This window comes from Massilia consociata (assembly GCF_042432755.1).
In the GTDB taxonomy this organism is placed as follows: Bacteria; Pseudomonadota; Gammaproteobacteria; order Burkholderiales; family Burkholderiaceae_D; genus Telluria; species Telluria consociata.
The window spans coordinates 50,621-67,902 of the sequence record NZ_JBHLWP010000010.1; the positions used below are offsets into that span (position 1 = coordinate 50,621).

The window sequence follows — 17,282 nt, forward strand, 5'->3', positions numbered from 1 at the left end:
AGGGGCTGCAGGCCGCACTATGCTGGGGTGTCCCTTTTCCATCCGTACCGGTCCGAACATGTGCGTCAACTACCACACCCCCACCCGTGAACAATTCGGCACGCTCGGCGCCTTCAGCGAGCTGCCCGCCGACTGGCGCTGGCCGGACGAAGTCTGGAAGGATTATCCGGCCCCCATCGTGCGCGCCGGCCGCGACGGCGGCATGGACGTGTGCCTGGCCAGCTATGGGATGGTGCCGCGCCGGCACATCCCGCCCGGCGTCAAGGTGTTCGATACCATGAATGCGCGCGCCGAGTCGATCGGCGAGCGGCGCTCGTTCGCGCCCGCCTGGCGCCGCCTGCAGCTGTGCGCGGTGCCGATGACCTGGTTCTATGAGCCCTGCTACGAAAGCGGCCGCGCGGTGCGCCACGCGATCGGCATGATGGATGACCGCCCCTTCTTTGTCGCCGGCCTGTGGCGCGAGTGGACGGAAGCCGATGGTGCAATCCAGACCGCGTTCACCCAGATCACCATCAACGCCGACACGCACCCCCTGATGCGGCGCATGCACAAGCCGGACGACGAAAAGCGTTCATTGGTGATCCTGCCGCACGAGGAGGTGGCCGACTGGGTGGCTTGCCGCGACATGGACGTGGCGCGCAGTTTTCTCAGGCACTATCCGGCCGAACGGATGAAAGCATGGGCGGCGCCGCAGACGGTGGCGAAGAAGCAGGAGCCGTCGCCGAACCTGTCGCTGTTCTAGTAGAGGTGGACGGGAATCGCTGCGATGCGAACAGACGTACGGGCTGCGACACCGTGATTTGGACGGGTGGGCAGGAAACCTGCCCACCCTACGGATCGTGCTAGAGTTTCGGCATCATGCTGAAATCCTTTGCACCCCTCGTCCTTGCCTTCTCCTTTGCCGGCGCCGCCCAGGCGGCCGTGCCGGTCTACGGTTTCGTGGTCAAGAATACCTACCCGCACGACCCGAAGGCCTTTACGCAGGGGCTGTTCTTCCGCGATGGTCACCTGTACGAGACCACGGGCCGCAACGGCGAGTCGACGCTGCGCAAGGTGGACCTCGGCAGCGGCCGGGTGGTGCAAAAGGCGGACCTGCCGCCCGAGGTCTTCGGCGAAGGCTCGACCCCGGTCGGGAACGACATCGTGGCCCTCACCTGGACCTCGCAGGTGGGCTACGTGTTCGACATGAAGACTTTCAAACTGAAGCAGAAGTTCACCTACAAGGGCGAAGGCTGGGGCCTGGCGAGCGACGCCAGGCAGCTTTACATGAGCGACGGCAGCGCCTTCATCCGCATCCTCGATCCCAAGACCTACAAGGAAGTACGACGGGTCCAGGTCACCCATGAAGGCAGGCCGGTCCCGCAGCTGAACGAACTCGAGATGGTCGACGGCGAACTGTTCGCCAATGTCTGGGGCACCGACGTCATCGTCCGCATCGACCCGCAAGACGGCAAGGTCAAGGGCGTGATCGACTTGCAGGGCCTGCTGCCGCCGGCGCAACGCGGCACCGCCGACCCGGACGCCGTGTTGAACGGCATCGCCTGGGACAGCAAGCGCCGGCGCCTGTTCGTCACCGGCAAGCTGTGGCCGAAGGTGTTCGAGATCGAGCTGGTGCCGCGCAAGCGCTAGGCGCGCCGCGCTTCCTATTTGGTCACGTCGATGACCACCTTGCCGAAGTGCGAACCCGATTCCATGTAGCGGTAGGCTTCCTGCGCCTGGCCGAACGGGAACACGCGGTCGATCACCGGTTTCAGGCCCGTCACCTCGGCAAAGCGCATCACGTCTTCCAGCATGCCGCGGCTGCCGACGAAGATGCCGACCATGCGCTTGGCGCTGGCCAGCAGCGAGGCCGGGTTCACCTCGCCGCCGAAGCCGCTGACGCCGCCGATGATGGCGATCGTCCCGCCCATCGACGCCGCCGACACCGAGCGGTTCACGGTCCCCTTGCCGCCCACTTCCAGCACCACGTTCGCGCCCCTGCCCTGGGTGAGGGCCAGCACTTCCTCGTGCCATTCGGGCACCGTCTGGTAGTTGATCGTGTGATGCGCGCCCAGGTCGCGGGCGCGCTGCAGCTTGTCGTCGCTGGACGAGGTGATGATGGTGCGCAGGCCAGCCGCCTTGGCGATCTGCATGCCGAGCACCGAGACGCCGCCGGTCCCGAGCAGCAGCACGGTGTCGCCCGGCTTGACCTGGTTGCTGGACACGAAAATCGCGTTCCACGCGGTGACGCCGGCGCAGGGCATGGTCGATGCTTCCACGAAGCTCAGGGACGCCGGGATCTTCGCCAGCGCCTCCTCGTGCAGCACGACCTCTTCGGCCAGCATGCCGTCGATGTCGCCGCCGAGCGCGTGGCGGATCTTGTCGGCCGAGGTCATGCCGTCGATCCAGTGCGGGAAGAACGAACCGGCTACGCGGTCGCCCACCTGCACCCGTGTCACGCCCGGCCCCACGGCCAGCACTTCGCCGGCGCCGTCCGAGCACGGGATGATCGGGTCGTCCACGGTGACGAGGTAGTTGCCGCTGGCGACCATCAGGTCGCGGTAGTTGAGCGAGACGGCGTGCACGCGGATGCGCACCTCGAACGGGGCGAGTTCGCGGTCCGGGTAGTCGATGCACTGCAGGGCGTCGATGTTCGCGCCGGGAAGAATCTGGTAAGCCCGCATGGGTTTCTCCTTCGTTGAGAGTTCGTGTAAATGGTCACATCGGCTTGGCCACCATCAGCCAGAAGATCGCCACGAAGGCGATGAATGCCGGCACGCCGAGCGCGACCCAGATCTTGAAGTAGCGCCAGTATTGCGGCGTGAGTTCGGTGCCGTTGCGCGCCGCCTGCTGGGCGATGTCGCGCATGCGGATCTGCAGCCACACCACCGGCAGCCAGCAGGCGCCGGCCAGCACGTACAGGGCGATCGACCACATGATCCACTTGCTGTGCATCGGATAGCCAGCCAGGTGGATCAGGTAGAAGCCCGTGGCCGGCTGCAGGATGGCGGTGGTCGCGGTGAACAGCCAGTCGGCGATGACCACGTTTTTCGCCACCACCGCGATCGCGCGCACATCCTTGCTCAAGTTCGCGAACAGCATGTACCAGGCCGAGCCGATGCCGGTGCCGAACAACAAGGTCGACGACAGGATGTGCAGCCATTTGACGACGACGTATTCCATTCAATCTTCCTCCAGTTCGTAGAGCAGCCAGATGGCGGCGAGCATGGGCAGGTTCTTGGTCAGCGGACCGTAGGGGTGCAGCAGGAATTCCGGCAGCTTGATTGCGATCACCACCGTGTAGAAGCCGATCAGGCCGAGCTGGGCCAGCCACAGCCAGCGGCGCCGCGCCAGCAGCAGGATGCCCAGGCCAAGGACCAGGTCGAAGGTCGCGGCGCCGTACAGCATGAGCGGCTGCAGGCTCTCCGGGATGCCGGTGCGCGCCAGCAGCTCGTAGCTCGCCTGTACCGGGTACAGGCCATACGAGACGATCGCGGTGATGATCCACACGGCGGCGATGCTGTAGCGCAGCACCGGCAGCAGCCAGCCCAGCTTGGCGCGGGTGCGCTCGGCGCCGGGCTGCCCGATGAAGTCGGACACGGGCCGCGGCGGATGGCCGATCAGCTGCGTGGTCATCGCCACGTCGGCGGCATTGCCCCGGTCCAGCATGCGCAGCGCGTCCTCGTCGAGCAGGCCGCCCGGCAGCAGGCGCCCGGCCTTGGCCGCCATCCGGGCCAGCAGCCCGGGCAGCGGCAGCACGCGCTGGCGTCCCATGCCCATCGCCGTGCGCAGCGCTTGCAGGTAGTCCGTGAACGGCATCGCCTGCGGCCCCACGAGCGGCACGCGCAGCGCGGTCCCTTCGCCCGGCATCAAGGGCAAGCGGTGCTTGAGCAGGCCGACGATCGCCGCCACCAGGTCGTCGACGTGGATCGGCTGCACCAGCTGCGGCGCGCTGCCGAAGCGCACCGTCAGCGGCATGCTGGCCAGCGTGCGGAACGCGCGCGCGCTGGCGCCCTCGCTGCCATACACGAGCGAAGGCTGCACGATGTAGGCGCGCACCGGCAGCGACGCCAGGAAGTCGTCGGCTGCCTTCTTCGACAGGTGGTAGCGGGTGTCGGCATCGCGGTCGGCCCCCAGCGCCGAGAGCTGGACCACCATTTGCACCTCGTGCGATTCGGCGCAGGCCGCGAACAGGGCGCGCGGCGCCTGCGTATGCAGGCGCTCGAAGGTCTGGCTGCCCGACTCGCGGAAAATGCCGACCGTGTTGATCACCACGTCGATGCCGGAAAGGCGCGCCAGCCAGACGGATTGTTCGGTATCGTTGGCAAAATCGGCATGGATGTAGCTCAGGCGAGGATCGTTACTGGTCCGGGCCTTGCGCACCGCGCACACGACGTGGTGGCCTTCGGCCAGCAGCGCCTGCAGCAGGTGTTGCCCGATGAAACCGCTGGCGCCTGTCAGCAAAATCCGCATCCATGCTTCCTTTCACTCATGTATGACTCACCAACCGAAGAGGATCCTATGGAAAACTGGAATACGGCACTACAGCGCGGCCTCGTCTCCGGCACCGCTTCCAGCCTGTTGTCGACGGTAGCGCTCGCAGCCCTGGGCAAGAAAGAAGTTGGCAGCGCCTACGCACCGACCAATGCCATCAGCCACTGGATCTACGGCGACAAGGCAGCCCGTCATTCGGGCCCCTCGATGCGCTACACCGTGCCGGGCTACCTGATCCACCACGCCAGCGCCACCTTCTGGTCGGTGCTGTTCGAGCGCTTCATGGGCAAGTATCTCGACCGCAAGACGCCGGTGGGCTACCTGACCGCTTCGGCAGCGACCGCGGCCTTTGCCTGCTTTGCCGACTACAAGCTCACGCCCAAGCGTTTCCACCCCGGCTACGAAAAACACCTGTCCAAGCCGTCGCTGGCGGTCGTGTACGCCGGTTTCGCATTGGGACTGGCAGCGGGCGCCGCGCTAATCCGTCGCAGGTAGTCTAGAGCAGAAGGGAAAAACGTGCCGCCCTATGTGTATGCGCTGATTGCGCACGGGATCATCGGCGCCCTGGACGTGTTCGTGAATCACGAATGGCTGGCGAAACTGCCTTCGCGGCCGGGTTGCGCGGGCGAAGAGGGGCTGCACAGCGCGCGCGAATTCGTGTTCGCCGCGCTGTTCGCCTCGCTCGCCTGGTTCGAGTGGCACGGCGCTTTCGCGTGGTGGATCGTGGCCTTGTTCGCTGCCGAGACCGCGATCTCGGCGCGCGACGTCGTGGTCGAAGGCGACGTGCGTGCGTTGCCGGCCAGCGAGCGGCTGCTGCACCTGTTCCTGTTCATGAACCTGGGGGTGCTGTTTACCCTGGGTGGGCAGGCGCTGCTGGGCTGGCACGACTTGCCGACCAGGCTGGCGCCGGTCGACCACGGCTGGGCGAGCTGGGTCTTGACTGCGATGGCGCTGGGGGCACTGGGATGGGCGGTGCGGGATAGCCTGGCTGCCGTGCGCCTGCGGCGCGCGGCGTAGGGTGGCCGGCTATGCCGGCCGCGCCGTGATCGTGAGCGATTGGATTGCCGCGCCGGCTGATCTGGCGGCGATTGAACGCGCGGACGGCCAAGCCGTCCACCCTACGGATTAATTAATGCGTCGCCTTCTTGCCGCGCATACGCTGCACGACGGTCACGACCGCCAGCACGATGGCGCCGACGATCACGCCGGCGATCGCGTCCACGAGCGTCGGGGTGATTGCCGCCAGCACGCCGCCCACGCCCGGCACGCCCGCCGTCATGCCTGCTGCGCTTTCCGAGAAGTGGTGCAGCGGCGCCCAGGCATGGGCGATGATGCCGCCGCCGACCATGAACATGGCGGCGGTGCCGACGATCGACAGGAATTTCATCAACCTCGGCGCGGTGGCCAGCAGCAGCCTGCCGGTGGCGCGCGCCAGGCCGCTTGCTTTCTGGCTCAGCGACAGCCCGGCATCGTCCATCTTGACGATGGCGGCCACCAGGCCATAAACCCCGACCGTCATGGCCAGCGCGATGGTGACCAGCACCATGACCTGCTGGCTGAACGGCGCGTTTTCCACGGTGCCCAGGGCGATCACGATGATTTCCGCCGACAGGATGAAGTCGGTGCGGATGGCGCCCTTGATCTTGTCCTTTTCCACTGCAAGCAGGTCCACGGCCGGGTCGACCAGGGCCTGGGTGAGCTCGGCCTTGTGCTGCTCGACTTCTTCCTTGCTGTGCAGGTACTTGTGCGCCAGCTTCTCGAAGCCTTCGTAGCAGAGGAAGGCGCCGCCGATCACCAGGAGCGGGGTGATCAGCCAGGGAACGAAGGCCGAGATCGCCAGCGCCGCCGGCACCAGGATCGTCTTGTTCTTGAACGAGCCTTTCGCTACCGCCCAGACCACCGGCAGTTCGCGTTCGGCTTTCACGCCGGTGACCTGCTGGGCATTGAGCGCCAGGTCGTCACCGAGCACGCCGGCGGTCTTCTTGGCCGCCACCTTGCTCATCACCGCCACGTCGTCGAGGACGCTCGCAATATCGTCCAGTAATGCCAGCAAACTGCCTGCAGCCATTATGCATACTCCAATCATGTCATGTTTGCATCATCTTACCTGAGCGCGGGAAGCCGGTCACACGGTTCAGCGCGGCTTTTTGCATTCCAGTCGCGCAAATCTGCATCTCGTCGCTTTTGGCGCATCTGCGCTCCGGCACGTACGTATAGTGCACGCTGTTGGCTGCGGTACTGCAGCCTCGCCACCGAAGGAGATGCCATGAATACCGAATCGATCCTGCCAGCAGCACAGGTTGCGGCACCCGCGCGCCGCGCACGGCCGCCGAAACGCAAGACCCGCATCACGATCTACCTGGACGACGAAGTGCTGGACGAATTCCGCAGCCTGTCCGAGCGCTGCGGCACCGGTTACCAGACCCTGATCAACGCCGCCCTGCGCAACCGCCTGGCGGCGCCGGCCACCGAGGGCAGCCTGGCCTGAGGTTTACGCTGCGATTCGCCTCCGGGGGCCGTGATTACACATAGCAATATTTGTGCTAATCTTCCCGCTCTTTTAACCCCGGAGGGATTTAATGAAAAAAGGCGAACTGATCGCGGAATTCGCGAAGCGCACCGATATGTCCGGCGCCGCCGCCAACACCGCCGTGAACACGATCCTCGACATCATCACCGAGCGCCTGAAAAAGGGTGACACCGTCGGTATCACCGGTTTCGGCACCTTCTCGGTGACCAAGCGCGCCGCACGCAAGGGCCGCAACCCGGCAACCGGCGAAGTCATCAAGATCGCAGCATCGAAGACCCCGCGCTTCGCTGCCGGTGCGACCCTGAAGGCCGTCGTCAACCCGAAGAAGAAGTAAGCAGTACCCCGGCCTTGCGCCGCGCTCCGGTTGCTCCGGACGCGCGCGCCGGCCCGATTCCCCCTTCCCTCGCTTCCACCCTATTCTCCCCGCAGCAGCATGAGCTTCGCTACCTGGATCGCCTTCGTCATTGCCGGTTCGCTGATCGCCATTTCGCCCGGTTCCGGCGCCGTACTGTCCATGTCGCACGGCCTGGCCTATGGCCTGAAGAAAGCCAGCGCGACCGTGCTCGGGCTGCAGTTCGGCCTGATCCTGGTGCTGGTCATCGCTGGCGCGGGCGTCGGTTCGCTGCTGCTGGCTTCCTCGCTGGCCTTCACCGTGGTCAAGGTCATCGGCGCGCTGTACCTGATCTACCTCGGCATCGCCCAATGGCGCGCCAGGGTGGAGGTGGCAGCCGAAGCCGGCGCCGTGAGTACCGCCGGCCTGCCCGCCCACCCGAGCTTCGGCAAGCGCGTGATGACCGGCTTCCTCACCAACGCCACCAACCCGAAGGGCATCATCTTCATGGTCGCGGTGCTGCCGCAGTTCATCGCGAAGGACGCGCCGCTGCTGCCGCAGCTGGCCATCCTCGGCGTGACCATGGTGACGATCGACTCGATCGTCATGCATGGCTATGCCGCGCTGGCCTCCTCGATGCAGCGCTTCTTCCGCAATGCGCGCGCCGTCAGGATCCAGAACCGCCTGTTCGGCGCCGTGCTCGTCGTCATGGGCGCCCTGCTGTTCCTGGTCGAGCCGGGCCGCCGCGCCTGAGATCGCCGCCGCTGGCGCTGCTGGCTGGTTCCTATGTCCGTTACACAGCAGTTGCAACTTTCTGTAAGTTGCGTAGTCTTTGCATGCCTTCGTGCGTTGTAATCAGGTAGCCGCTCTTCGTCCACATTGCGTCCACACATTTCGTCCACGCCGGAGCCACCATGAACAAGCGATTCGCCAAGACTGCCGTGATGCTCGCGCTCGCGGCGCTATCCACTGTCGCGCCGGCGCAGGACACGTCCCTGGACACGGAACCGCCGGGCAGGGTCGGCCGCGTTGCGCTCGCCCAGGGCAAGGTCAGCATCAGCGGGGACGTGGGCGACACCGTCCAGGATGCCTTGGTCAACTGGCCGGTCACCACGCGCAACCTCATCACCACCGAAGCGAACGGGCGCACCGAGCTGCGCGTCGGATCGACTGCCATCCGTGTCGACGGCGACAGCTCGCTCGAAGTGGCCGAACTCGACGACGACAGCCTGCGCCTGCGCCTGCACTACGGCAGCGCCAGCATCCGCATCCTGAGCGAAGACGTGCTGCCCGAATTCGAACTGGCCACGCCGCAGGGCCGCGTGCGCATGACGAGGCCGGGCCGGCTGCGAGTGGACGCCGAGCGCGTGCGCGATACCAGCGTGGTGAGCGTGTTCGAGGGCGAAGCGCAGGTCGATGGCGGCGGCGCCAGCCTGACGATCCGCGCCGGCCGCAGCGCCGAGCTGCGCGACGAGGACGTGCGCACGCTGCAGGCGCAACGCGATGCCTTCGACGACTGGGCCCTCGAGCGCGACCGCCTGCTCGACGGGTCGCGCTCGGCGCGCTACGTCGGCACCGAGATGACCGGCTACGAGGAACTGGACCGCCACGGCACCTGGCAGGACGACGTCGAGTACGGCCCACTGTGGATTCCCTCGGTGGCATCGAGCTGGGTGCCCTACCGCGACGGCCGCTGGACCTGGATCGCCCCGTGGGGCTGGACCTGGGTCGACAATGCGCCGTGGGGCTATGCGCCCTTCCACTACGGCCGCTGGGTGCACCACCGGAACCGCTGGGCCTGGGCGCCCGGCCGCATCGAGCACCACGGCCGCCGCCCGGTCTGGGCGCCGGCGCTGGTGGGTTGGGTCGGCGGCAGCGGCTGGAATGTCTCGTTCAACCTGCACGGCGCGCGGCCCGCGACCGGATGGTATCCGCTCGGCCCGCACGACCATTTCGTGCCGCACTACCGGCTGTCGGACGAACGCCTGCGCCGCCTGAACGCCTGGGGCTGGCGCAACAAGGACCAGCGCGACCGTCGCCACGACGGCCGCCGCGACCGTGACCGCGACGGCAGGCCGGACTACCGCCGCGAAGGCCTGACCGTGGTCCCGCACGCCCACTTCGGCCAGCGCGGGACGGTGGTGGTGCCGAACGTGCCGCGCGCCGGTACGCCGTCGCTGGCCGTGCCGGCCACGCCGGGCGCCGCACCGCCGCCGCCGCAGGGCTGGCGCGAGCGCGTCGGGCGCCGCGACCGCGATGGCGACAGCATTCCGAACCGTTTCGACCGCGACCGCGACGGCGATGGCATCCCGAACCTGGTCGACAACGACCGCCGCGGCCGGGACCGGGGCGACCGCGGCCAGCGTCCGCCGGTCCTGACGACCCATCCGGCGACGCCGGGCCAGGTGCCGTTCCAGCCGGGCGTCATCACGACCGCGCCGCCGTCGCAGGTGCAGCCGTGGCAGCGGGCGGAACGTGACCGGGACGGAGAGCGTGCCGACCGCTGGCAGCGTGGCGACCGCGGCGACCGTGGCGATCGTTTCGAGGGCCGCCGTGAACGCCCGCAACCGGTGGTGACGATGCCGCAGCCGACGCTGCAGGTCGCGCCGGCGCAGCCGGCAGCCCAGGTGCCGTTCCAGCCGGGCGCCATCACGACCGCGCCGCCGGCGCCCATGCAGCCGTGGCAGCGCGCAGGACGCGACCGGGACGGTGACGGCAGCGAACGCGCCGACCGCTGGCAGCGTGGCGACCGCGGCGATCGTTTCGAGGGCCGCCGCGAACGTCCGCAACCGGTGGTGGCGATGCCCCAGCCGGCCATGCAGGCGGCGCCGCTCATGGCGCCGCCCCCGCGGCCGGTTGCTCCGCCGCCACAAGCCATCGCCCCGCCGTCGCCACGCGCCGTGACGCCCGCGGCGGCCTTCAAGACGGAACGCGCGCATACCGACGAGCGAGGCGTGCACCACGTGGAACGCTAATGGTCGACTCTTTTTTTCCGGCAGTGCGCCGCCACATTGGATTGGCTACAATGCTGCTTTGCACAGGATACAAGCCATGGACCCGAAAGAATCCCTCATCGAATACCCGAGCGACTTCCCGATCAAGGTGATGGGGGCGACGCACGCCGATTTCGCGCCGACAATCATCGCGGTGGTGACCGAATTCGACCCGACCTTTCACGCCGGCAAGGTGGAAACCCGTCCTTCGGCCAAGGGCAATTACACCGGCCTGACCGTCACCGTGCGCGTCACCAGCCGTGAAATGCTCGATAACGTCTACCGCGCGTTGTCTTCCCACCACATGGTCAAGATGGTCCTGTAAAGGTCGCAAGCGAAGTGGGGCAGCCGGCGGGCGCGACCGATCGCGCTGGCTTATAATGCCTGTGCTGTCCATCACTCCACCCTATACCCATGCTCCCGAACCGTCCCGCCGCGCCGCTCATCCGCGAGCTCGGCCGCGCCGACTACGAACCCACCTTCGCCGCGATGCGCGCCTTCACCGACGCGCGCACGCCCGAGACGCAGGACGAGCTGTGGATCGTCGAGCACCCGCCGGTGTTCACGCTGGGCCTGGGCGCCGACCGCGCCCATGTGCTAGCCCCGCATGACATTCCCGTGATCCAGACCGACCGCGGCGGCGAAGTGACCTACCACGGTCCCGGCCAGGTCGTGATCTACCTGCTGATGGACCTGCGCCGCAACAAGCCGGGCGGCAAGCTGTATGCCCGCCAGTTCGTTGCCAAAATCGAACAGGCGGTCATCGAGGTACTGGCGGCGTATAATCTTGCGGGCGAACGCGTGGCCGGGGCGCCCGGGATCTACATGGCGGACGGTCCGCGCAAGGGTGCCAAGATCGCCGCCCTCGGCCTCAAGGTGCGCGGCAACGGCTGCACCTACCACGGGGTCTCGCTGAACGTGGCGATGGACCTGGCCCCGTTCACGTGGATCAACCCTTGCGGTTACTCGGGGCTGGCCACGGTCGACATGCGCACGATGGGCGTGGAAGTCCCGCTGGCGGATGTCCAGCAGGCGCTGGCGCAGGAACTCGTGCGCCAACTGACGACGCTTGACGCGGCTGCGCCAGCACCGGCCGCACCGGAAACCGAACAAACTCTCTGAAAATGGAAGCCCGCCAGGGCACGAGCCAATGACTACCGATACCAACGTCACCGCCCCTGCTTCGAACGCAACGTACGACGCCACCGAAAAGCAGAAGGGCGCCAGCAAGACTTCGCGCATCCCGATCAAGATCGTCCCCATTGCCGACACCGAGCGCCTGAAAAAGCCGGACTGGATTCGTGTAAAAGCTGCCACCGCCTCGTCGCGCTTCTACGAGATCAAGGACATCCTGCGCGCCAATAAGCTGGTGACGGTGTGCGAGGAAGCAAGCTGCCCGAACATCGGCGAATGCTTCGGCAAGGGCACCGCGACCTTCATGATCATGGGCGACAAATGCACCCGCCGTTGCCCGTTCTGCGACGTCGGTCACGGCCGTCCGGACCCGCTCGACGTGAACGAGCCGGCCAACCTGGCCAAGACCATCGCCGACCTGCGCCTGTCCTACGTCGTGATCACCTCGGTGGACCGCGACGACCTGCGTGACGGCGGCGCCGGCCACTTCGTCGAGTGCATCACCAGGACCCGCGCCCTGTCGCCGAACACCAAGATCGAAGTGCTGGTGCCGGACTTCCGCGGCCGCCTGGAAAAGGCCCTGAACATCTTTGCCGATGGCCTGCCGGACGTGATGAACCACAACCTGGAAACCGTGCCGCGCCTGTACAAGGAAGCGCGCCCGGGTGCCGACTACCAGCACTCGCTGGTGCTGCTGCGCGACTTCAAGAAGATGTACCCGAACGCGGTCACCAAGTCGGGCCTGATGGTGGGCCTGGGCGAGACCGACGAGGAGATCCTGGAAGTCATGCGCGACATGCGCGAGCACGACATCGACATGCTGACCATCGGCCAGTACCTGGCGCCGTCGAACTCGCACCTGCCGGTGCGCCGCTACGTGCACCCGGACACCTTTAAAATGTTCGAAGAGAAGGCTTACGAGATGGGCTTCGTGCACGCGGCCGTGGGCGCGATGGTGCGCTCCTCGTACCACGCCGACCAGCAGGCGCACGAAGCCGGCGTCGCCGCCTGATTTTTCCTGACGAACGACAGGCAGGGCCGGCCAGCCGCTCACGCGGCGGCGCTGGCCCTTTCCATTTTGCGGTAGCGGCCCGGGGGCGGTAGACCGTGATTGCGGAAATGGCGCCGTAGCGATTCCGGCGACCCGAGGCCGGCCAGGTCGGCAACGGCCTCGGTGGCCAACCCCGGCCGTGTCTCCAGGATGCGCGCCGTAAGCTGCACGCGTTCGCGCACCAGCCAGGCCAGTGGTGCAAGACCTGTCCTGTCCTTGAAGCGGCGCTGGAAGGTGCGTGTGCCCATCCGGGCCTGCGCCGCCATCGATTCCACCGTGTGGTCCGCGCGCAGGTTCTCGCGCACCCAGTCCATCAAACGCGCAATGGCGTTGCCTTCTTCCGCAGGCAGCGGTCGCGCTACCAGCTGCGCCTGGTCGCCGTCGCGGTGTGCCGGGATGACGAGCCGCTGGGCCACCCGGCTGGCGACTTCTGCACCGAAATCGCTGCGTACCAGGTGCAGCAGCATGTCCAGGCCGGCAGCCGAGCCGGCCGAGGTAATGATGCTTTCGTCCTGGACATACAGCACGCCCTGCTCCACCTGCACGAAGGGGAAGGCGTGCGCCAGCCGGTCCAGGTAGCGCCAGTGCGTGGTCGCTTGCCTGCCGTTCAACAGGCCTGCATGCGCGAGCACGAAACTGCCCGAGCAGATCGCGCACAGGCGCGCACCGCGCCGGTATGCCCGCTGCAGGGCATCGACCAGGTCGGGCGACGGCGGTTCCGCAGGGTCGCGCCAGCCGGGGATGACGATGGTGTCGGCGGCGTCGATCGCTCCCAGTCCATGCGGTGCTTCCACCTTCAAGCCGCCCGCGGCGCGCAATGGGCCCGGTTCGGCAGCGCAGACGGCATAGGAATACCAGGGCACATCCAGCTCCGGTCGTTCGAGGGCGAACAGCTCGATCGCGCAGCCGAATTCGAAGGTGCACAGGCCGTCGTAGGCGAGGATGGCGACGTGGTGGGGCATGGCGCGATGTTACCAGTTTCTGTCGTACGGCCACCTGCCCTTCCCTCCATGCCGCTGCCAGACTAGGGACTCGTTCAACACAAGGAGAGACATGATGCGTTCAGCGGTTTCCTCAATCCCTGCGGCGCCCAGCGACAAGGCCATGGCCCATTTCGGTACGGCCTTCGAATACGAGACCGATTGCGCCGACGTACATGGCGCCATTGCCGGCGGCGAGCAGGATTTCGTCCTGCTCGACACCCGCAGTCCCGGGCTGTACGCGCAGGGTCACGTGCCCGGTGCGCTCAACCTGCCGCATGGGAAAATCGTCGAGATCAAACTGCGTGACTACCCGATGGAGACGCTGTTCGTGGTGTACTGCACCGGGCCCCACTGTAACGGCGCGCACCGTGGCGCTGAGCGGCTTGCCAGGCTGGGGCGACCGGTCAAGCTGATGATCGGTGGAATTACTGGATGGCTCGCTGAGGGGTTTGCGCTGGACACCGGCAGCAGCGCCTGATCCAGGCGCGCATGGCTTGCGCAGGAGAACCGGCGCCGTGCGCATACGCTTGCTGCGATATAGTTGATAGCAACTAGACATCACGCAAGCGACCATGAACCATTCCCCCCCCCCTTCCGACGACACCGAACACGACGACGCCTTCCTGGAGCGCGAACTCGACTTCGCCGAGCGCGGCATCGAACTGGTCAAGATGGAAGGCCGCGTGTTCCTGCGCTTTTCCGGAGAAGTGCGCTACGAGGGCCTGCGCGTGCCCTACCGCCTCGTTCCCTCGCGCGGCGTGCTGGCCAAGCCGAGCAAATGGCGCAAGATGGACATGCTGGCCCGGCGCGACCTGCTCGAGGAGCGCGCCACGCCCGACGCCATCGAAGAGCTGCAGACCGAGGCCGAGGCGTTCGTGCGCGACATTGCCGAGGAAGCCGACAACTTCGGCTGGGACCCGATGCTGTTCCTGCATGTGCTCGACGAGCTGGAAACCTCGGAGCCGGCCGAATACGTCTTTCACCGCATCTCGCAGCGCCTGACCCACGCGGTCGAGCGCGAGCAGGAAGAGCGCCACGCCGCGCGCACCAAGGAAAGCATCAACCTGGCCGAGTATCCGGAATCGTTCGAGGTGGCCAGCAGGATGCAGCGCAAGTTCATTGCCCTGCTCGGGCCCACCAACTCCGGCAAGACCCACCGCGCGATGGAAGCGCTGGCCAAGGCCGAGAGCGGCGTCTACCTGGCGCCGCTGCGCCTGCTGGCGCTGGAGAACTACGAGCGCTTGCAAAGCGCGCGCCCGCACGGCAAGGAGATCAAGGTCAGCCTGATCACGGGAGAAGAACGCCGCATCGCCGAGGGCGCGACCCACGTCGCCAGCACGGTCGAGATGCTGGACACGAAAACGCCGGTGGAGGTCGCCGTCATCGACGAGATCCAGATGCTGGCCGACCGCGACCGCGGCGCCGCCTGGACCGCCGCCGTGTGCGGTGCGCCGGCGTCGACGGTGTTCCTGGTCGGCGCGCCGGAAGCGCGGCGCGCGATCGAAGCCCTGGCCGAACGGCTGGAAGTGCCGTTGGAGGTCCACGTGCTCAAACGCATGGCGCCGCTGGCGATGGAACCATCGCCGGTGCGCAAGCTCGGCAACCTGCGGCGTGGCGACGCGGTGATCGCGTTCTCGCGGCGCGACGTCCTGATGTGGCGCGACATGATCACCGAGAAGGGGCTGTCGGTCGCCACCGTTTACGGCAACCTGTCGCCGGAGGTGCGGCGCGCCCAGGCCGAGCGCTTCCGCGAAGGCCAGGCCGACATCGTGGTCGGCACCGACGCGCTGGCGATGGGCCTGAACATGCCGATCGCGCGCATCGTCATGACCACCACGGTGAAATACAACGGGGTCGAGGAAGAAGAGATCCCGGCGGCGCTGGCCAAGCAGATCGCCGGCCGGGCAGGGCGCTACGGCGTGCACGAGGAAGGCTTTGTCGCCGGCTACGACGACGACACGCACCAGGTCATGCGCGCGCTGATGAAGGAGAAGATCCCGCCGGTAGCGGCCACCGGCTTCGCGGTCGCGCCCTCGCTCGAGCAGCTGCACCGCATCTCGTCGGTGACGGGCGAGACATCCCTGGTAAAACTGCTGCGCCGCTTCGTGCACAACATCGACGTGCCGGACGGCTTTTTTTATCCGCGCATCACCGAGGAGCAGAACGAGCGCGCCGAATGGCTCGACACCTTGCCCTTGAGCGTGGCGGAAAAATTCATGCTGTCGCTGGTGCCGATCTCGAACCGGGTGCCGGTGCTGCAGAGCGCCTGGGAACATTGGGCGCTGTCGCTGGCCAAGAAAAAGGTGTGCAAGCTGACGCCGCATCCGCAGGAGCTGTTCTACATGAACCTGCAGGAGGTCGAGGATACCTGCCGCATGTACTCGGCCTATGCGTGGCTGGGGTACCGCGAGCCGGAGTACTTCCCGAGCATCGGCGAGGCGCAGCAGCTGGCGCGCGAGGCGTCGGAACGTGTCGACGCGATCCTGCAGCAGCAGAATACGGCGGCAAGGCAGCGCGGTGGCTCTGCGGGGGGCAGCAAGCGCAGGCGTTAAGGCTGTTCGTGAAACTTGGGTCCCGGCCTGCGCCGGACGACGGCCTTCAGGTAGCAGGCTACGAAGGCAATTCCGGACTCGTACTCCAATTCGTCGTTCCCGCGCAGGCGGGAACCCAAGTTGGCCGCGCGTCCACTCACCCAGCCTGCACGATCAGCGCGCACGGTGTACGATCCCGCCTTTGCCTTAAAGACAAGCACCATGAACCCGAACCACACCCCGGAAACCTTCAACGCATTCGGCCAATCGTTCCTGCCCGGCCACCTCGGCATCCGGATCACGGAGGTCAGCGAAGGCCGCGTTTGCGCCGAGCTGCCCGTGCAGCCGCACCTGCTCGCCCCGAACGGCTACCTGCATGCCGGCAGCGTGGTGACGCTGGCCGACACCGCGGCCGGCTACGCCTGCATCGCCCACCTGCCGGAAGGCGCGCACAGTTTTACCACCATCGAACTGAAATCGAACCACCTCGGCACCGCGCGCCAGGGCACGATCGCGGTCGTGGCGACCGCCGCGCACCTGGGCCGCACCACGCAGGTGTGGGATGCGACCGTCACCGACAAGGACAGCGGCAAGACCATCGCCTTGTTCCGCTGCACCCAGATGATCCTTTATCCGAAGGCCTGAGCAAAGGCTTGAGGCGAGGTATGAGCAGTCGGCGTCAGGACGCCAGCTCTTTTTCGATGAGCTTGTGCAGGGCCGGGAATTCCGGCTCGCCCACGTAGCGCTTGATGATCCTGCCGTTCTTGTCGATCAGGAAGGTGGTCGGGGTCAGGCTGACGTCGCCGAACTGCTTGGCGATGTCGCCGGCCGAGTCGATCGCCACCGTGAACGGCAGCTGGCGCGTCTCCGTAAAATTCAGCACGTAGTTGGGCGGGTCGTACTGCATCGCCACCGCGACGAATTCCAGTCCCTGCGCCTTGTACTTGTTGTAGGTCTCGACCATCTGCGGCATCTCCTTGACGCAGGTGACGCAGGAGGTCGCCCAGAAGTTGACCATCACGACCTTGCCGCGCAGGGATTGGGTAGAGATCTTGTCGCCGGCGATGCTGATGAACGTGACGTCCGGCGCGGGCGTGCTGCTGTTGAACGAGGCGTAGCCGATGCCGGCCAGCGCCAGCACCACCGCGCCGATGGCGGCGGGCTTGAACCAGGATCGGGCGAATTTGGAATCAGTGGTAGCGGTCATGATGGAAGCGGATGAAAAAACGGCAGGACCGCAGTCCTGCCGTTGAGTA

Annotated in this window: 20 protein-coding genes; 14 read left to right on the forward strand and 6 right to left on the reverse strand. The window is 66.6% G+C overall.

Going from position 1 to position 17,282, the window contains the following annotated elements; translation table 11 throughout:
• The first annotated feature begins 58 nt into the window (after positions 1-58).
• Entirely contained in the window at positions 59-742 is a 684-nt protein-coding gene (locus ACFFJK_RS10365) for an SOS response-associated peptidase (protein WP_379679050.1), read from the forward strand.
• A 116-nt stretch (positions 743-858) separates the two neighbouring features.
• A complete protein-coding gene (locus ACFFJK_RS10370) occupies positions 859-1,629 on the forward strand; it encodes a glutaminyl-peptide cyclotransferase (RefSeq protein WP_379679051.1) in 771 nt (256 codons plus the stop codon).
• A gap of 14 nt (positions 1,630-1,643) precedes the next feature.
• Here the strand turns inward: ACFFJK_RS10370 and ACFFJK_RS10375 are convergent, their stop codons facing one another.
• Genes ACFFJK_RS10375 through ACFFJK_RS10385 form a run of 3 tightly spaced genes read right to left on the reverse strand, consistent with a single transcriptional unit; the run spans position 1,644 to position 4,452 of the window.
• The gene (locus ACFFJK_RS10375; protein WP_379679052.1) at positions 1,644-2,663 is read right to left on the reverse strand and encodes a zinc-dependent alcohol dehydrogenase family protein; all 1,020 of its coding nucleotides are present in this window, start codon (positions 2,661-2,663) and stop codon (positions 1,644-1,646) included.
• A gap of 34 nt (positions 2,664-2,697) precedes the next feature.
• Entirely contained in the window at positions 2,698-3,162 is a 465-nt protein-coding gene (locus tag ACFFJK_RS10380) for a DUF2269 family protein (RefSeq protein WP_379679053.1), read from the reverse strand.
• On the reverse strand, positions 3,163-4,452 hold the full coding sequence (locus tag ACFFJK_RS10385; RefSeq protein ID WP_379679054.1) for an SDR family oxidoreductase: 1,290 nt from the start codon (positions 4,450-4,452) through the stop codon (positions 3,163-3,165).
• Between the two features lie 48 nt (positions 4,453-4,500).
• On the opposite strand from ACFFJK_RS10385, the gene ACFFJK_RS10390 reads away from it, so the two are divergent.
• Together ACFFJK_RS10390 and ACFFJK_RS10395 are read left to right on the forward strand one after the other, a co-directional pair.
• Entirely contained in the window at positions 4,501-4,968 is a 468-nt protein-coding gene (locus ACFFJK_RS10390; RefSeq protein WP_379679055.1) for a hypothetical protein, read from the forward strand.
• Positions 4,969-4,989: 21 nt separating this feature from the next.
• Positions 4,990-5,490: a hypothetical protein gene (locus ACFFJK_RS10395; RefSeq protein ID WP_379679056.1), complete on the forward strand. Its 501-nt coding sequence runs from the start codon at positions 4,990-4,992 to the stop codon at positions 5,488-5,490.
• Positions 5,491-5,602: 112 nt separating this feature from the next.
• On the opposite strand, the gene ACFFJK_RS10400 is transcribed toward ACFFJK_RS10395, so the two are convergent.
• Positions 5,603-6,541, reverse strand: coding sequence for a DUF808 domain-containing protein (locus tag ACFFJK_RS10400; protein ID WP_379679057.1), 939 nt, complete (start codon positions 6,539-6,541; stop codon positions 5,603-5,605).
• 198 nt (positions 6,542-6,739) lie between these two features.
• On the opposite strand from ACFFJK_RS10400, the gene ACFFJK_RS10405 reads away from it, so the two are divergent.
• The 7 genes from ACFFJK_RS10405 to lipA all read left to right on the forward strand — a co-directional run bounded on the left by ACFFJK_RS10405 (position 6,740) and on the right by lipA (position 12,473).
• Positions 6,740-6,961, forward strand: coding sequence for a BrnA antitoxin family protein (locus ACFFJK_RS10405; protein WP_379679058.1), 222 nt, complete (start codon positions 6,740-6,742; stop codon positions 6,959-6,961).
• Between the two features lie 91 nt (positions 6,962-7,052).
• Positions 7,053-7,337: an HU family DNA-binding protein gene (locus ACFFJK_RS10410; RefSeq protein WP_379679059.1), complete on the forward strand. Its 285-nt coding sequence runs from the start codon at positions 7,053-7,055 to the stop codon at positions 7,335-7,337.
• Between the two features lie 99 nt (positions 7,338-7,436).
• Entirely contained in the window at positions 7,437-8,087 is a 651-nt protein-coding gene (locus ACFFJK_RS10415; protein ID WP_379679060.1) for a LysE family transporter, read from the forward strand.
• 161 nt (positions 8,088-8,248) lie between these two features.
• On the forward strand, positions 8,249-10,309 hold the full coding sequence (locus ACFFJK_RS10420) for a DUF6600 domain-containing protein (protein WP_379679061.1): 2,061 nt from the start codon (positions 8,249-8,251) through the stop codon (positions 10,307-10,309).
• 76 nt (positions 10,310-10,385) lie between these two features.
• Positions 10,386-10,652: a DUF493 family protein gene (locus ACFFJK_RS10425; protein ID WP_379679062.1), complete on the forward strand. Its 267-nt coding sequence runs from the start codon at positions 10,386-10,388 to the stop codon at positions 10,650-10,652.
• A gap of 89 nt (positions 10,653-10,741) precedes the next feature.
• The gene (gene lipB / locus ACFFJK_RS10430) at positions 10,742-11,449 is read left to right on the forward strand and encodes a lipoyl(octanoyl) transferase LipB (protein ID WP_379679063.1); all 708 of its coding nucleotides are present in this window, start codon (positions 10,742-10,744) and stop codon (positions 11,447-11,449) included.
• Positions 11,450-11,477: 28 nt separating this feature from the next.
• Positions 11,478-12,473, forward strand: a complete 996-nt coding sequence (gene lipA / locus ACFFJK_RS10435) for a lipoyl synthase (RefSeq protein WP_379679064.1) — start codon at positions 11,478-11,480, stop codon at positions 12,471-12,473.
• A gap of 38 nt (positions 12,474-12,511) precedes the next feature.
• On the opposite strand, the gene ftrA is transcribed toward lipA, so the two are convergent.
• Entirely contained in the window at positions 12,512-13,474 is a 963-nt protein-coding gene (gene ftrA, locus ACFFJK_RS10440; RefSeq protein ID WP_379679065.1) for a transcriptional regulator FtrA, read from the reverse strand.
• A 91-nt stretch (positions 13,475-13,565) separates the two neighbouring features.
• On the opposite strand from ftrA, the gene ACFFJK_RS10445 reads away from it, so the two are divergent.
• The 3 genes from ACFFJK_RS10445 to ACFFJK_RS10455 all read left to right on the forward strand — a co-directional run bounded on the left by ACFFJK_RS10445 (position 13,566) and on the right by ACFFJK_RS10455 (position 16,671).
• Positions 13,566-13,973: a rhodanese-like domain-containing protein gene (locus tag ACFFJK_RS10445; protein ID WP_379679066.1), complete on the forward strand. Its 408-nt coding sequence runs from the start codon at positions 13,566-13,568 to the stop codon at positions 13,971-13,973.
• A gap of 94 nt (positions 13,974-14,067) precedes the next feature.
• The gene (locus ACFFJK_RS10450; protein ID WP_379679067.1) at positions 14,068-16,047 is read left to right on the forward strand and encodes a helicase-related protein; all 1,980 of its coding nucleotides are present in this window, start codon (positions 14,068-14,070) and stop codon (positions 16,045-16,047) included.
• Between the two features lie 201 nt (positions 16,048-16,248).
• Entirely contained in the window at positions 16,249-16,671 is a 423-nt protein-coding gene (locus ACFFJK_RS10455) for a PaaI family thioesterase (RefSeq protein WP_379679068.1), read from the forward strand.
• A 34-nt stretch (positions 16,672-16,705) separates the two neighbouring features.
• Here ACFFJK_RS10455 and ACFFJK_RS10460 read toward each other — a convergent pair whose 3' ends face one another.
• A complete protein-coding gene (locus tag ACFFJK_RS10460) occupies positions 16,706-17,233 on the reverse strand; it encodes a TlpA disulfide reductase family protein (RefSeq protein ID WP_379679069.1) in 528 nt (175 codons plus the stop codon).
• Between the last annotated feature and the right edge of the window lie 49 nt (positions 17,234-17,282).

Bases quoted from the DNA above. Each gene is read 5' to 3' on its own strand.
- ACFFJK_RS10425 (WP_379679062.1), top strand. From the start codon at position 10,386: ATGGACCCGAAAGAATCCCTCATCGAATACCCGAGCGACTTCCCGATC.
- ACFFJK_RS10410 (WP_379679059.1), top strand. From the start codon at position 7,053: ATGAAAAAAGGCGAACTGATCGCGGAATTCGCGAAGCGCACCGATATG.
- lipB (WP_379679063.1), top strand. From the start codon at position 10,742: ATGCTCCCGAACCGTCCCGCCGCGCCGCTCATCCGCGAGCTCGGCCGC.
- ACFFJK_RS10450 (WP_379679067.1), top strand. From the start codon at position 14,068: ATGAACCATTCCCCCCCCCCTTCCGACGACACCGAACACGACGACGCC.
- ACFFJK_RS10405 (WP_379679058.1), top strand. From the start codon at position 6,740: ATGAATACCGAATCGATCCTGCCAGCAGCACAGGTTGCGGCACCCGCG.
- ACFFJK_RS10420 (WP_379679061.1), top strand. From the start codon at position 8,249: ATGAACAAGCGATTCGCCAAGACTGCCGTGATGCTCGCGCTCGCGGCG.
- lipA (WP_379679064.1), top strand. From the start codon at position 11,478: ATGACTACCGATACCAACGTCACCGCCCCTGCTTCGAACGCAACGTAC.
- ACFFJK_RS10415 (WP_379679060.1), top strand. From the start codon at position 7,437: ATGAGCTTCGCTACCTGGATCGCCTTCGTCATTGCCGGTTCGCTGATC.
- ACFFJK_RS10460 (WP_379679069.1), bottom strand. From the start codon at position 17,233: ATGACCGCTACCACTGATTCCAAATTCGCCCGATCCTGGTTCAAGCCC.
- ACFFJK_RS10365 (WP_379679050.1), top strand. From the start codon at position 59: ATGTGCGTCAACTACCACACCCCCACCCGTGAACAATTCGGCACGCTC.
- ACFFJK_RS10380 (WP_379679053.1), bottom strand. From the start codon at position 3,162: ATGGAATACGTCGTCGTCAAATGGCTGCACATCCTGTCGTCGACCTTG.
- ACFFJK_RS10375 (WP_379679052.1), bottom strand. From the start codon at position 2,663: ATGCGGGCTTACCAGATTCTTCCCGGCGCGAACATCGACGCCCTGCAG.
- ACFFJK_RS10390 (WP_379679055.1), top strand. From the start codon at position 4,501: ATGGAAAACTGGAATACGGCACTACAGCGCGGCCTCGTCTCCGGCACC.
- ACFFJK_RS10400 (WP_379679057.1), bottom strand. From the start codon at position 6,541: ATGGCTGCAGGCAGTTTGCTGGCATTACTGGACGATATTGCGAGCGTC.
- ACFFJK_RS10385 (WP_379679054.1), bottom strand. From the start codon at position 4,452: ATGCGGATTTTGCTGACAGGCGCCAGCGGTTTCATCGGGCAACACCTG.
- ftrA (WP_379679065.1), bottom strand. From the start codon at position 13,474: ATGCCCCACCACGTCGCCATCCTCGCCTACGACGGCCTGTGCACCTTC.
- ACFFJK_RS10370 (WP_379679051.1), top strand. From the start codon at position 859: ATGCTGAAATCCTTTGCACCCCTCGTCCTTGCCTTCTCCTTTGCCGGC.
- ACFFJK_RS10445 (WP_379679066.1), top strand. From the start codon at position 13,566: ATGATGCGTTCAGCGGTTTCCTCAATCCCTGCGGCGCCCAGCGACAAG.
- ACFFJK_RS10455 (WP_379679068.1), top strand. From the start codon at position 16,249: ATGAACCCGAACCACACCCCGGAAACCTTCAACGCATTCGGCCAATCG.